The organism is Williamsia sp. SKLECPSW1 (assembly GCF_054332755.1).
Genome location: NZ_JBTGLI010000001.1, coordinates 244,332 through 258,232 on the forward strand (window position 1 = coordinate 244,332; position 13,901 = coordinate 258,232).

At 69.6% G+C, this 13,901-nt stretch carries 13 protein-coding genes; 7 read left to right on the plus strand and 6 right to left on the minus strand.

The window, feature by feature from the left end; translation table 11 throughout:
• Window positions 1-32: 32 nt before the first annotated feature.
• The gene (locus ACXVUM_RS01175) at window positions 33-470 is read right to left on the minus strand and encodes a hypothetical protein (RefSeq protein ID WP_458520059.1); all 438 of its coding nucleotides are present in this window, start codon (window positions 468-470) and stop codon (window positions 33-35) included.
• Window positions 471-477: 7 nt separating this feature from the next.
• Window positions 478-1,527: a thiamine ABC transporter substrate-binding protein gene (locus ACXVUM_RS01180; RefSeq protein ID WP_458520060.1), complete on the minus strand. Its 1,050-nt coding sequence runs from the start codon at window positions 1,525-1,527 to the stop codon at window positions 478-480.
• Window positions 1,528-1,564: 37 nt separating this feature from the next.
• On the opposite strand from ACXVUM_RS01180, the gene ACXVUM_RS01185 reads away from it, so the two are divergent.
• The 3 genes from ACXVUM_RS01185 (at window position 1,565) to ACXVUM_RS01195 (ending at window position 3,711) form a co-directional block, all read left to right on the plus strand.
• The gene (locus ACXVUM_RS01185) at window positions 1,565-1,885 is read left to right on the plus strand and encodes a 4a-hydroxytetrahydrobiopterin dehydratase (RefSeq protein ID WP_458520061.1); all 321 of its coding nucleotides are present in this window, start codon (window positions 1,565-1,567) and stop codon (window positions 1,883-1,885) included.
• Window positions 1,886-2,048: 163 nt separating this feature from the next.
• Window positions 2,049-2,888 carry an Rv1157c family protein gene (locus ACXVUM_RS01190; RefSeq protein ID WP_458520062.1) on the plus strand — a complete coding sequence of 280 codons (840 nt, stop codon included), beginning with the start codon at window positions 2,049-2,051 and terminating at the stop codon, window positions 2,886-2,888.
• A gap of 64 nt (window positions 2,889-2,952) precedes the next feature.
• Window positions 2,953-3,711 (plus strand): hypothetical protein, encoded by a 759-nt coding sequence (locus tag ACXVUM_RS01195; protein WP_458520063.1) that lies wholly within the window; start codon window positions 2,953-2,955, stop codon window positions 3,709-3,711.
• Here ACXVUM_RS01195 and ACXVUM_RS01200 read toward each other — a convergent pair.
• Genes ACXVUM_RS01200 through ACXVUM_RS01210 form a run of 3 tightly spaced genes read right to left on the minus strand, consistent with a single transcriptional unit; the run spans window position 3,698 to window position 8,777 of the window.
• Window positions 3,698-4,861, minus strand: a complete 1,164-nt coding sequence (locus tag ACXVUM_RS01200) for a hypothetical protein (protein WP_458520064.1) — start codon at window positions 4,859-4,861, stop codon at window positions 3,698-3,700. The two genes, ACXVUM_RS01195 and ACXVUM_RS01200, sit on opposite strands and share 14 nt — an antisense overlap.
• Window positions 4,858-7,356, minus strand: coding sequence for a polynucleotide kinase-phosphatase (locus tag ACXVUM_RS01205; RefSeq protein ID WP_458520065.1), 2,499 nt, complete (start codon window positions 7,354-7,356; stop codon window positions 4,858-4,860). The genes ACXVUM_RS01200 and ACXVUM_RS01205 overlap by 4 nt, the downstream gene beginning before the upstream one ends.
• Window positions 7,353-8,777, minus strand: coding sequence for a 3' terminal RNA ribose 2'-O-methyltransferase Hen1 (locus tag ACXVUM_RS01210; protein ID WP_458520066.1), 1,425 nt, complete (start codon window positions 8,775-8,777; stop codon window positions 7,353-7,355). The genes ACXVUM_RS01205 and ACXVUM_RS01210 overlap by 4 nt, the downstream gene beginning before the upstream one ends.
• A 151-nt stretch (window positions 8,778-8,928) precedes the next feature.
• Between ACXVUM_RS01210 and ACXVUM_RS01215 the strand changes: the two genes are divergently transcribed.
• The gene (locus ACXVUM_RS01215) at window positions 8,929-10,221 is read left to right on the plus strand and encodes a DUF222 domain-containing protein (protein WP_458520067.1); all 1,293 of its coding nucleotides are present in this window, start codon (window positions 8,929-8,931) and stop codon (window positions 10,219-10,221) included.
• Window positions 10,222-10,306: 85 nt separating this feature from the next.
• On the opposite strand, the gene ACXVUM_RS01220 is transcribed toward ACXVUM_RS01215, so the two are convergent.
• The gene (locus tag ACXVUM_RS01220; protein WP_458520068.1) at window positions 10,307-11,746 is read right to left on the minus strand and encodes a sugar porter family MFS transporter; all 1,440 of its coding nucleotides are present in this window, start codon (window positions 11,744-11,746) and stop codon (window positions 10,307-10,309) included.
• An 83-nt stretch (window positions 11,747-11,829) separates the two neighbouring features.
• Between ACXVUM_RS01220 and ACXVUM_RS01225 the strand changes: the two genes are divergently transcribed.
• The 3 genes from ACXVUM_RS01225 to ACXVUM_RS01235 are packed head-to-tail and all read left to right on the plus strand — an operon-like array spanning window position 11,830 to window position 13,884.
• Window positions 11,830-12,411, plus strand: coding sequence for an HhH-GPD-type base excision DNA repair protein (locus tag ACXVUM_RS01225; protein WP_458520069.1), 582 nt, complete (start codon window positions 11,830-11,832; stop codon window positions 12,409-12,411).
• Complete coding sequence (locus ACXVUM_RS01230) at window positions 12,408-12,971, plus strand: hypothetical protein (RefSeq protein ID WP_458520070.1); 564 nt, start codon at window positions 12,408-12,410, stop codon at window positions 12,969-12,971. The genes ACXVUM_RS01225 and ACXVUM_RS01230 overlap by 4 nt, the downstream gene beginning before the upstream one ends.
• 55 nt (window positions 12,972-13,026) lie before the next feature.
• On the plus strand, window positions 13,027-13,884 hold the full coding sequence (locus ACXVUM_RS01235; protein WP_458520071.1) for a hypothetical protein: 858 nt from the start codon (window positions 13,027-13,029) through the stop codon (window positions 13,882-13,884).
• The last annotated feature ends 17 nt before the right edge of the window (window positions 13,885-13,901 follow it).

Here is a 13,901-nt window from a genome sequence, read left to right on the forward strand (position 1 = left end):
ACCCCCTTCGACGGATTGCTGTCACCAGTGTGTCAACCGACCCCGACCGACCCGCTCGCGGACCAGCCGGTCAGCGCGACGATCCGGCACACCAGGACGCGGCGGAACGGGCGGCCGTCGTACTGCGGGACCTGCGCCTCGAGTCGTGCCGACAGCGCCTCCACCGTCGACGTCGGTGGGTCCGGCACGTGCTCGAGGTGGGCACGCACCCACCACAGTCGGGACCAGTCCACCGGGTCCCAGTGCTCGACGAGCAGCGCCGCCCGCGGGTCGCCGTCGAGGTCGTCCTCCCTGCCCAGCCGTCCGGCGGACTTGGGTTTGACGGTGTCGACGGGAACGCCGACGTGCTCGGCGACCACCGCGTACACGACCGGCACCGGGTCGGGACCACGCTGCGGGTGCAGGGTGCACAACACCCCGTGGGACTCACCGACGAGCCGGGCGCGGGCGTCGTCCGCGGACAGCCGCACGCCGGGGTCAGCGCCCCATGATCGTGCGCCACTCGCGCTGCCAGTTCTCCCGGTTCTCGGCGATGGCGCCGGGCGCGAGATCGACGGTGTCGGTGGGCAGCGGCGCGTACTTCGCCCACGACTCGGGCAGCGGCACCCCGTCGCGCACCGGGTACACGTACATCGACTCCGGGAGTGCGCGCTGCACCTCGTCGCTCAGCATGAAGTCGACGAGCTTGTGCGCACCCTCGGTGTTCGCGGCCCCCTTGAGGACGCCGACGTACTCGACCTGCTTGAAGCAGCCGTCGAGCAGCGCCTTCGTGGCGGGGTTCTCGGCGGGCGACGACGCGTAGGACACGACGATCGGCTTGGGCCCCTTGCCCTCGCCGCCGGAGAAGTCCTGGTTGTACCCCACGTCCCAGCCCGACACGACCGCGACGTCGTTGGCGCGCAGCGCCTTCCAGTAGTCCTGCCAGTCCCCCGGGCGGGCGGCGATCGTCGCGAGCAGGAACCCGAGACCGGGTGAGGAGGTGGCGGGATCCATCACCACGAGGTCACCCTTGTAGCGGGCGTCGGTGAGCTGGTCGATCGACGTCGGCGCGGGGATGCCCCGTTGCGCGAACCAGGCGGTGTCGACGTTGATGCAGACGTCCCCGCGGTCGACCGGTGTCAGCTGCTTCCCCGCGTCACCGGCGAGGACGTAGTCCTGCGCCGACGACGGCAGATCCGGCGACGTGTAGTCGGCGAGCGCGCCGGCCGTCACCGGGCGGGACGCGAAGGTGTTGTCGATCCCGTAGACGGCGTCCGCCTTGGGGCGCCCCGGCGTCAGCGAGATCGTCGAGGCGAGCTGGCCCGCGTCGCCGGACTTCGTGACGACCAGCTTCAGACCCGTCTGCTTGGTGAAGTCGGCGATCACCGACTCGGGCAGCGCGAACGAGTCGTGCGTCAGCAGCGTCACCTGGTCGGCGTCGTCGGACCCCGAACACCCGGTCGCGGTCGCGATCACCGCGATCGACGCCGCGAGCAGCGCACCGAGTCGGACCGCGCTGCGGGGCCGTCGCATCTGTCTGCCGTTCACGGACCCGATCCAACCAGAGGCCTGCCAGCATGGGGTGATGGCCGCACGCGACGACACACTGCTGACCGACGACGAGCGGGATCAGGCGCGCAGCCGATTCCCCGAGTGGACCGTGACCGACACGGAGATGCGCCGTTCCTACGGCGCGTCGTCGTTCCTGGCGGGGGTCGAGATCGTTCGTCGGGTGGCACAGGCGGCCGAGGATCGCGACCACCACCCCGACATCGACATCCGCTGGCGAACGGTCTCCTTCACCCTCTCCACCCACTCCGCGGGCGGACTGACCGGGAAGGACACCGACCTCGCCGCGGTGATCGACGAGCAGATCGCGGGCGACGCACAGGCAACCGGGGCATGACGGGCGCGTAACAATCGCATCACCCGTATCACTGGTCACTCTGGTACCACGCTACTGTCCCCTGGGCGGCGAGCGACACGCCGTGACGACCTAGACTGACCGCTTGGCCGCGGGCGACCGCACGACGGCCCGATATGACTGCGATGGGATGTGAGCGCTGACCATGGGAACCCGCCGGAAGCTGGGGACGACCGCATTGGGCGTCCTGACCGCCATGACGGTGCCCGCTGTCGCCTTCGCCACCCCGGCGCCGACGACACCTGCCGCCCCGAGCACCTCGTCGCAGGTGGGTTCACTCCCCCTGTCCGCGCCGGCCGCGCCGAAGGTCGACAAGTCGACGCTCGACTCGCTGGGCTCGTTCGTCCCCGCCATCGTCGGCTCCGCGATGACCCCCGGACCCGACGGAAAGATCAACTCCGATCTGATCTCCCAGGCCACGGCCATCGCCGACGCCCCCGGGATGCCGGCTCAGGTCAGCTCCATCTGGCACCAGGTGACCGGCTTCCTCGACGGGTCGGCCAAGCCGGCCCAGGTCGCCAAGGTCGCGGCCGCGGCCAACGACCCGGTGATCCCGACCGGCCCGAACGCCCCGCGTATCCAGCAGTTCCTCTACCCGACCATCGGCGTCGGCTGCATCCCCGGGGGGAACTCGGTCGGGTTCGCTCTGGTGACCGCCGGCCCGCAGGAGGCGCCCGCCCCCGGCCCGAAGGTGGGCCAGGCCGGCTACGTCTACACCAGCCTCGGCACCGGTCCGGCGCTCGACAACGCCCGCGCGCCGCTGACCGCGATCTGGATCAACATCGACAACGGTCGGACCGGCCAGATCAACCTCGGTCGCAACGACCGGATCAACGCCGCGAACGGCCCCGGGACGTTCACCGCGATCGCACAGACCGGCAAGGGCCGCGTGCTCTCCGCCATCTACGGCACCGTCACCACGAAGACCAAGGGCAAGACGGTGGCATGCCAGATCATCCCCACGGTGGGACTCGCCTTCATCTGACCTGACCGGCACCTGTCGGTCACGACCCAGCACCATCCCCTCGCGACCGATATGGAGTACCCCCATGCCTTCGTCACCCCTCACCCGGTCCCTGCGTCGCTCGGTGGCGGCCGGCGCCGTGGCCCTGTCCCTGGCCGCCGGCGGCGTCGCGGTGGCCGCCCCCGCCTCGGCGGCACCGACCCCGACACCGGAGGCTGCCGCTGCCGCCGCACTGGGTTCACCCACCCTGAGCGCGACCTCGGGCACCGACGTCCTGTCGCTGCTGGACACGGCGAACAAGACGCTGCGGAGCCTGGGGATCCAGCCGTTCCTCAACCCGACGGTCGCGTTCAACTGCACCGCGCCGACGGCGTCGAACCCGTTGGGCCTGTTGCCCGCCGCCGGTGGCGCCGTCGCCGGGCCCTGGGCCGCACCGGGTCTCGCGCTGCCGACGATCCCCCTGGTGAACATCGACCCGAACGTGGTGAAGGACGGACAGACCCTCTACGGGTTCGTCCCCGCGGGCGTCACCAGCGACCAGACCGCGACCGGGATGCAGGTCGCGTGGTTCAACACGGCCACCGGCAAGTTCGGCATCGCGCAGATGGGCAAGGCCGGACAGACCCTGGTCGACGCGTGGTTGGCGAACGTCCCGCCGTCGCCGATCAAGGACATGGCCGCCAAGACCCTGGCGGGCATCGTCGACACCATCGCGCCCGCGGGTAGCCGTCTCGCCCCGGTGACGACCGGCAAGGGCACCGTCCTCTCGGCCGTCTTCGGGACCGTGGACAACGGCGGCCGCAGCTGCTTCTTCCTTCCGATGGTCGGGATCACCAACGCCTGAGAGGGACCCCACGCCCTCCTCGAGATCGGTTCGCCCGCTGCGTGTTCGCGGCGGGCGAATCGGCGTCCGTGCGGGGTTCTCCCGGTCGCCGCCGATCCGCGAGAGCACAGGCGACGGCGGCGCCGACGACGAATCCGACGGCGGCGGCGAGCAATCGGGCCTCGACGAGCGTCGACGTCGCCACCACACCGACGATGGCACCCAGCCCACCGAGGGCTGCCGCACCGCAGAGTGCACGCCACCGCCGACGATCCCACCCCAGCCCGACCGCGACCAGGACACTCACTGTGCCCGCCGCGGCGGACAGCCAGGCCGTGCCGAAGGTGAACCCGTACCGGACCGGCAGCGAGGGCACGGCGAACACGACGACGAACCATCCCAGACTCGCGATCGCACAGGCGGTCACCGGGCCGGGACGGGCCGGTGACCGCGCCGCCCACCGGCGGGCGACACCGAGGACAGCGGCCGCTGCGATCACCGGGACGAGCCACCGCCGCACGTGTCCGAGGTTGTACAGCGTGAGGACGTCGTAGCCGGCGAGGACCAGACACCCCAACGCGCCGACGGAGACCGCGAGCACGAGGAGTCCGCGTGGACGGCCGTCGCCGGCCCCCAGCAGCGGTAGGAGCAGCGGCAGCACCACTCCGGCGATCACCCGGATCACGATGTCCCCCATCGTGTACGGGTTGCGCAGATCCCACTCGATCAGACAGAACGTCGCGGTGAACGACGCCGAGATCCACCAGCGTGCCGCGGTCAGACGCGCGAACTCCGCGGGCCCGAACCACCGGGCCACCACCAGGAGCGCCAGCACGACGAACGGCAGTTCCAGTGCCGCCTGCACGTGCAACACCGTCCACGGCCATGCCGGGAGCACATCCGAGACCCGCCCGAGGTCGGCCATGTCGAACCATCCGGACGGCAGATACCGCGTGATCCGCGACGTGTCGTCGCGCCATTCCTGATGGACGTACGCCGTGACGAGGACCTGGTTGACGACCATCGCCGCGACGACGAGTCCCAGCCAGAGCCCGGGGTGGCGGAGGCGGCCACCGAGCCGGGGCGCGGGCCGCAGCCGTGGGACGACGCCGACCCCGACGACCGTGCCGAGCACCACGGTCGTCGCGAGGATCGACGCCGTCGCCGTCACAACCGCGCGTCGACCGGCTCGGACTCCATGGCGAGGACGGCGAACACGGCTTGATGGACGCGCCACACCGGTTCACCGGTCGTGAACCGGCGCAACGCCTCCAGTCCGAGCGCGTATTCGCGCAGCGCCAGCGACCGTTTCGTCGCGAGGTTGCGCGTGCGCAGCCGCGCGAGCGTGTCCGGATCGGTGTAGTCGGGTCCGTAGATGATGCGCAGGTACTCGCGGCCGCGGACCTTGACACCCGGCTGTACCAGTCCTCGCCGTCCCCGGGTGAGGTTCGCGAGCGGCTTGACCACCATGCCCTCTCCCCCGTTGGCGGTCAGCTCCTCCCACCAGCCGACGCCCTGCCCCGTTGCGGTCTCGTCGCCGGTGTCCACGACGAGACGACGTGTCGGACGGAACAGGTCGGCGTCCGCGGACACCAGTCGGTCGGCGACGTCGAGATGCCACAGGTGGTCCCGGGTCTCGAACGTCTGCGAGCCCGACGCCAGGACCTGGAACGGCGCGACCTGCACGCCGAGCGGGCCGGCCGACGGTTGCGCGTACCGCCGATAGGCGTCGACGAACGCGGCCGCGGTCTCGACCCGTCCGGAGATGGACCGCAGCAGGTCGGCGACCTCCACGCCCCGACCCGCCGCGCGCGACACCTGCTCGACGGCGGCAGGCAGTGCCGTCGTCGCTGCCGCGCCGACACGCGCGTACTGCGACCGGATCATCGCGTCCGCTTTCTCCGCCCACGGCAGGATCTCGGCGTCGAGCATGATCCGATCGGCGCCGAGATCCGACCACAGCCCCGCCGCCGTGGCGGCGTCGGCGGCGCGTCGGAGGATCGCGGACTCGCGATCCGGGGTGAAGAACGCCCGGCCGGTGCGGGTGTGGACCACCCCGGTGCCGTCCCGGTCGAGCCGGAGGATCGCACGCGATCCCATGTGCTTCTCCTCGCAGACGACCTGCGCCACACCACTTCTCGCGTAGTGCCCGAACGCCTCGTCGGGATGTTCGAGATACCCGTCGCGCGTCGACGAGTCGACCGGCGACATCGTCGGCGGCAGGTGGACCACCTGCGACGGCGCGAGCGCGAAACGGCTCATCACCTCCAACGCGCCCGCGGCATGCTCCGCGCGTACCGACACCCTGCCGAGGTGCTCGGTCTCGACGACCCGCGCACCCATGACGTCGGACAGCGTGAGCTGCGCCGGGTCCCGGTCGACTGCGGCGTCGACCGGACGGACCGGCTCGTAGTGCACCGCACGCGCAGGTACCGCGACCACCTCGCGTTCCGGATACCGCAGGGCGCTCAGCGATCCGCCGAACACGCAGCCGGTGTCGACGCAGAGGGTGTTGTTCACCCACTCCACCTCCGGGACCGGGGTGTGGCCGTAGACCACCACGGCGGACCCGCGATAGTCCTGCGCCCACGGGTAGCGGACCGGGAGGCCGAATTCGTCGGTCTCGCCGCTGGTGTCGCCGTAGAGGGCGAACGCTCGCACACGTCCCGACGCCCGTCCGTGGTACTTCTCCGGCAGACCGGCGTGGGCGACCACGAGGCGACCGTCGTCCAGGACGTAGTGAGCGACCAGTGCATCGCAGAAGGCCCGTACCTGCTCGGTGACGTCGTCGCCCTCGACGGCCAGTTGATCCAAGGTCTCCTGCAGACCATGACTTCTCGTCACGTCCCGACGACCCAGCGCCCGGACCAGTTTGGCCTCGTGGTTCCCCGTCACGCAGAGGGCGTGGCCGGCGCCGACCATCCCCATGGCCAGACGCAGCACACCGACCGAGTCGGGACCGCGATCGACGAGGTCACCGACGAACAGGACGCGACGCGAATCCGGGTGCACGGCATCGACGGCGCGACCCGATCCGTCCCGGACGATCGTGTAGCCGAGCCGGACGAGGAGGTCCTCCAGCTCCTCCCGACACCCGTGCACGTCGCCGACGATGTCGAACGGTCCGTGGTCGTCACGGCGGTCGTTGAACAGACGGGTACGGGTGATGGACGCGTCGTCGATCGCCTCGACGCCGTCGAGGACGTGGACGGTCCGGAAACCCTCCCGCTTCAGGGAGCGGAGGGATCGACGCAGCTGATCGTGCTGTCGGGTCACGACGCGGGGCGAGAGGTCCCGGTCGGTCCGGGACTCGGTGCGCTGCAGTGCCACCGCGACCGGCACGTCGAGGACCACCGCGACGGGCAGGACGTCGTGGCTTCGTGCCAGCTCGACCAGCGACTTCCGCGCCGACGCCTGGACGCTCGTCGCGTCCACGACGGTCAGCAGTCCGCGCCCGAGCCGCTTCGCCGCGATGTACTCGAGCACCTCGAATGCGTCGGCGGTCGCGGCCTGGTCGGTCGGGTCGTCGGCGACCAGTGCGCGACAGGTGTCGCTGGAGATCACCTCCGTCGGCCGGAAATGCGTCGCGGCGAAAGTGGACTTGCCGGACCCGGTGATGCCGACGAGGACGACGAGGCACAGCTCGGGGATCTCGAGGTCGCTCATCGTGTCACCTCCTGACGTTCGCGGATGTGGAAGACCGCCATCTGGGTGGGCGGCCCGGCGGTCTCGTCGACGTCGCCGACCGGGGTGATGGCGGCGTCGTAGCCGTAGAGGTCCCCGGTCGCGCGCACCCACTCGTCGAACTCCGCCCGCGTCCACTCGAACCGGTGATCACCGTGTCGGAAACCATTGGGGTACAACGACGGGTAGCGGACGTTGTGTTCGACGTTCGGCGTCGTCACCACCACGTGGCGCGGTCGCATCGACCCGAACACCGACGCCACGGCCTCCGGTAGACGGTCCGGGTCGATGTGTTCGACGACCTCCATGAGGATCGCCATGTCCATCCCCTCGAGTCGCTCGTCGACGTACATCAGCGATGACAGGTACAGCGACAACCGGTCGGCCTGCCGCTCGGTCATCTGATCGACGTGCAAGCGGTTCGCCGCGGTGGCGAGCGCGGAGTCGGAGACATCGGTGCCGATGACACGATCGATCCCCTGCATCGGCAACAACCGTCGCAGGAGCGCTCCCTGCCCGCATCCGAGATCCACCACCGACGACGGCGCGACGGCCGCCACGACGTCCAGCACCGCGTCGTGCCGACGTCGTACCAACGGGCGGGTGTCACGGGTGTCCTCGACGGGCGGGTCGACCGGTGTGGCCTCGTCGGGCGTCCCGTCGTCGAGTTCGACCAGCCGGGCCACCGCGCTGTCCGTCAGATCGCGCTGGTGCGCGAGATACCTGTGCGAGATCCACCGATTCTCCGGGTGCGCGGCGAGCCACCCCGATCCCGTCCGGACCAGCTTGTCGACCTCGGCGTCGCCCACCCAGTAGTGCTTCGTGTCGTCGAGCGCCGGCAGCAGCACGTACAGGTGGCTCAGTGCCTCGCGCAGACGCATGCTCCCGGTCAGGTTCAGCGAGACCGACGGCGCCTCACCCCATTCCGGTCGCTGGGGGTCCAGCGGGATTGACGACGTGGTGACCGCCCATCCGACGGGCTCGAACATCCGCCGTACCGTCGCGTCGTCACCGGGGACGACCGGGATCGTCACCGTGAGGTCGAGTGCCGTGTCGACGAGTTCCGGACGTGCGTCGCAGCGACCGTTGAGCGCAGAGCGGAAGACCTTCCCCATCGCCACCGCGAGCAGCGACGACGCCACGTAGGGGCGATCGTTCACGTACTGGCCGAGCACGAACCCGTCGCGAGCCGATCCCCGACCCCGTACCAGTGCGACGGGATCGACCTCGACCAGAAGAGTTGCGGTGCAGAGGGAGTCGCTGACCTCGGGGTAGAAGACGTGCGCGACCCCGCCGTAGACCGGGAACGACTGGGCGCGGTCCGGGTGCTTGTGGAGCAGGAACCCGAGGTCTGACGGCGTCGTCAGCGCCGGCGATCGGTGCGCCGTGACGGAGATGAGCATCCCGACAGTCTGCAGGACCGTACGGTTCCGGCGCCGCTGATATTCGCCGCGTCGAGGCCTCGCGCCGGCCGGTGGTCCTACGCCGAAGTGAATCGCACATTTGTTCCGATTTGCCCTTGACGTCTGAACGGTAGGCGGTAGAGTCGAATGTATGTTCGATTCCGTGGTGGAGGCGGTCGACCGTCTCGCTGATGCCGTTCGCGACTGCACCATGCCCGCGGACGATGACGTGCTGCTGGCGGGGGTGCGTGCGGCGGTCGCGGCACGTAACGCTGCGGACGGTGTGCTGGCCGCGCTGACCGGGGAGATCGAAAGCCGGGGCACGGCGAAGCGATTCGGGATGTCGGTGCGCGAACTGCTGCGCCGCCACGGGTGTGTTCCGGTGGTGGCGTCGCGGGCGATCCGGCTCGGGCGGGCGATCATGCATCTGCCGGTGCTGGCTCGGCATGTGCGGGACGGGTCGATCTCGGCGGAGTTCGCCGACGCCATCGCCCGCGGGGTACGTCACGTCGCGGTCCGGACCCGCTCGCCACTCGGGTCGGAGCTCGCGGTCGAGACGGAGACGCTCCTGATCGGGCACGCCCTCGCAGGGCGGTCGCCGGTGGAGATAGCCGACCGGGCACGAGCGATCGCACTCGAGCACCAGCCTGAGCCCGGCGACGATGGGGAGGAGACAGTGACCCCGGTCGCCGAAGACAGCACGCTCAACGAGGTGTCCTGGACCCAACGCGACGACGGACGGCTCACCGGGTCCTTCGATCTCGATGTCGTGACCGGGGAGAGGTTGATCTCCTGCATCGACAAGGCATCCCGCCCGAAGCCACTCCCGGACGGGACGCCGGATCCGAGGTCGGCGGCCCAACGCCGCGCCGACGCGTTCGTTCAGGTGGTCGAAGCGGCATCCCGGGCCCTCGGTGATGGTGGCCTGGTGGCGCCTGCGAAGACCGAGGTCCTGCTGACCATCCCCGCCACGGACACCGAGTGTTGTGGGATCACGCCCTCCGGGCCGGCGCACCTGCAGTGGATGGGCAGTGTGTCCGATCAGGCGGTGTCGCTGCTGGCGTGCGACGCCTCGGTCACCCGCATCGCGGTCGATGTCGACGCCGCTCCGGTCGACATCTCACCCGCGGCGCGACTGTTCACCGGCCGCACCCGCAAAGCCATCGTGGCGCGTGATCAGTGCTGCATCAAGTGCGGGGATCCCGCGTCGTGGACCGACGTCCACCACATCATCTTCCACTCACAGGGTGGGGCGACGACGTGTGACAACGGGTGTCTGCTGTGCCGGACCTGCCACGTCGCGGTGCATCAGCAGGGGTGGGAGATCGTCATGGGTTCCGACCGACACCCCTGGATCCGACCAACCGCGTCGGTGGACCCACGCCGCGAACCACAACCCGCCTACAACCGACGCACCCTACGACTCGACGCCACAGCCGCCTGACCGACAACACTTCCCAGCACCCGCCCACCCGCGGGACCGCATCAGCACCTTGACAACTCCACAGTGTGATCGCGGCGCGATCGGTTCAGACCGTGGTCTTCTCGGCCTCGGGCTCGCGCCCCATGTCCTCGAGTTCGATGCCGTTGGTCTCGGGAACCTTGAACTGCACGTAGAAATACGAGATCAGTGCACAGAAGGCGAAGAACCCGTAGACGTACGCCAGGCCGAGGCTCTGGCTGACCTGCGGGAACAGCAGGGAGATGGTGAAGTTCGCGATCCAGTTCATCGCCGTGCACACGCCGAGCGCGACGCCGCGGATGCGGTTCGGGAACATCTCACCGAGCATCACCCACATGACGGGGCCCCAGGTCGCCGCGAACGCGACGACGAAGAGGTTGGCGCCGATCAGGGCGATGACACCCCAGTGCCCCGGCAGGGTGACGTCGTCGCCGCTGCCCTGCTGCTGGGTGAATGCGATGGCAGCCAACACCAGGCCCGCGAACATGCCCACGGAGCCGATCTTCAGCAGCAGTCGCCGACCGATGCGATCGACGAACAGGATCGCACCGAACGTCATCACGACGTTGATGACACCGGTGATGACCGAGGTCTGGAAGGACTGACTCTCGCTGAAGCCCACCGACTTCCAGAGCGTGGTCGAGTAGTAGAAGATCGCGTTGATCCCGACGAACTGCTGGAGGATCGCGATCCAGATGCCCACCCACACCAGGGGGTGCAGGCCGAAGGAGTTGCCCCGGATGTCGCCGAGCGACACCTTCGACTCGCGACGCAGCGTCAGCCGGATCTCCTTGACCCTCTTCAGGGGTTCGGCCTCACCGGTCACGTCGCGCAGGATGCGAGCGGCCTCCTCGTCGAGGTGATTGCCGACGAGATACCGGGGCGACTCGGGGATCAGCAGCGCGAGGAACCCGTAGACCAGCGCCGGGATGACACCGACGAAGAACATCCACCGCCAGGCCTCGATGCCGAACCAGAAGTCGCTGGACGCAGTCCCCGCGTTGTCGGCGAGCAGTGCGTCCGAGAGCAACGCGACGAAGATGCCGATGGTGATCGCCAGCTGTTGCATCGACCCGAGTGCGCCACGGAACCGGGCAGGCGAGATCTCCGCGATGTACGCGGGTGCGATGACGGACGCGATACCGATCCCGAGACCGCCGAGGATCCGCCAGATGATCAGATCCGGGATGCTCCACGCGAATCCGGTCCCGATGGAGGAGATGGTGAACAGGAACGACCCGAGCAGCATGACCCGCTTGCGTCCCCACATGTCGGCGAGACGTCCCGCGAACCACGCACCGAACGCGCAGCCGAGCAGGGCGACCGCGACGGCGAAGCCCTTCATGAACTCACCGAGACCGAAGTGGCCCTGGATGGAGTCGACGGCGCCGTTGACCACCGAGCTGTCGAACCCGAAGAGGAAGCCGCCGACGGCCGCGGCGACGGTCACACCGATGACCTTCGCGACGTGCTGGTCGGTGCCGGAGGAACGTGTCGTGGTGCTCATCGCCTGCCTCGTCTCGATCGCGTCGCTGCGGTGGCGACGCTACTCCGGCCGAAGTACCCCGCGGGCCGCATTACGATCACGCCATGGTGACGCTGCGCATTGCCCAGGACCCCGCCGCCGACGAACTGTTGTCGACGGACCCGTTCGCGCTTCTCGCGGGCATGCTTCTCGACCAACAGTTCCCGATGGAGCGCGCCTTCGCCGGACCCGCCAAGATCCTGGAGAGATTCGGCACCCTGGACCCGGCGGAGATCGCGGTCGCCGACCCCGAACGCTTCGCCGACCTCTGTGCCACCCCGCCGGCGATCCACCGGTACGGACGGTCCATGGCCCAGCGGCTGCAGGCGCTCGCCTCGACGGTCGTGGCCGAGTACGACGGCGACACCACGCGCATCTGGACCGAGGCGACGTCGGGCAAGGACCTCGTCGACCGCGTGCAGGCACTGCCCGGCTTCGGCGAACAGAAGGCCAAGATCTTCACCGCCCTGCTGGCCAAACAGCTCGACGTGAAGCCCCGCGGCTGGACGGCCGCGGTCGGTGACTACGGCAAGAAGGGCTTCCGCTCGGTCGCCGACGTCGTCGACGAGGAGTCGTTGACCAAGGTGCGGGAGTTCAAGAAACAGAAGAAGGCCGCCGCGAAGGCGGCAGCTACCGTGCAGGAATGACGCAACCGACCGCCCCCGCACCGTCCTCGCGTTCGACCACCATCGCCGTCGCACCCGCCACCCGGCACCGCGGTGCGCGGTCGCTCTGCACGGCGGGAGTCGTCTCCGTGGCGCTCCTCGCCGCGGCGTGCGGCGACGACAGCGCCACCGGTTCGAGCAACCGCGGGACCAACGGGAACAGCGGGGACATCGCGGTGAGCGACGCCTACATCGTCCCGGAGTTCCGCGGCTCCGACTGTGCGGCGCAGACCGGTGACCGCGCGACGCTCGAGTTCGTGGTCACGAACCGATCGACCACCTCGGCCGACCGTCTCACCGAGATTCGCGCGGACGACGTCCAGACCGTGTCCATCGAGCCCGGCGGACCGCACGAGATCCCGGTCGCGGGCTCACTGACGTCCACCCGGACCCAGTCCGGGGCTCCGTCGGGCATCGTCACGACCTTCACGGGCATCGACCCGTCGGTCCGTCCGGGCAAGAACGTCCGGGTCACCTTCTCGTTCGCGGAGGCACAGCCGCTGAGCCTCCCGGTGCCCGTCGAGGCTTGCCCGGCGTCCTGAGCGAAGCCCCGGAGGAGCGGTCTACGTCACATCTCGATGGCCTACGCTGTCATCCATGGATGTGAAGGTCGCCGTCGAACTCCCTCTGCGGATCGGGTTCGCCGCGACGGGTGTCGCCCTCGCAGCGGTGGAATCGGGTGTCACCATCGCCCGCCTGACCATGGAGAACGTCGCGCACGAGGTGAACTCCGCGCTCGGTGTCGAGGACGACACGTCGTTCTCCGCCCGCACGCCGTTGCAGCTGATCGGCCAGCTCGCAGAACTCCTCGGCCCCGACCGTCCCTTCGGTCGCATCCTCGCCCCCGGCGGACCGCTCGACCGACTGCTCGCCGACGGCGGCGTCGTCGACCGGCTCACCGCCCGCGACGGTTCACTGGAGAAGCTCACCGCCGACGGCGGCCTCCTCGACCAGATGGCCGAGGAGAACGGGATCCTCATCCGGCTCACCGCCGCCGGAGGGCCGCTCGACCGTTTGAGCCGCAAGGGCGGCGTCATCGACCAGTTCACCGAGAACGAGGGCATCCTCGAACGCCTCACCAGTGAGGGCGGGATCGTCGACAAGCTCACCGCCGAGGACGGACTGCTCAACAAGATGACCGAGGAGGGCGGCATCATCGACCGCCTCGTCGCCGACGGCGGACTGCTCGACCAGCTCGTCGGCGAGAACGGCGCCGTGGAGCGGGTGATCGCACCGGGCGGGCCGATCGAACGCATCTCCGAGCTGACCGATGTCATCGGACAGCTCGCGCCGAGCATCGTCGCCATCCAGGAGACCGTGCACGAACTGCGCGACGCGGTCGACGTGCTCAACGACGCCGTGACCCCGCTCGGTGAACTCGCCGGGCGCCTGCCGAAGCGGCTCACCCGCGGCGCCGGCCGAGCGCACGAGATCAACGGGCACGCGCACGACTGAACGGTAGCAATCCTTGA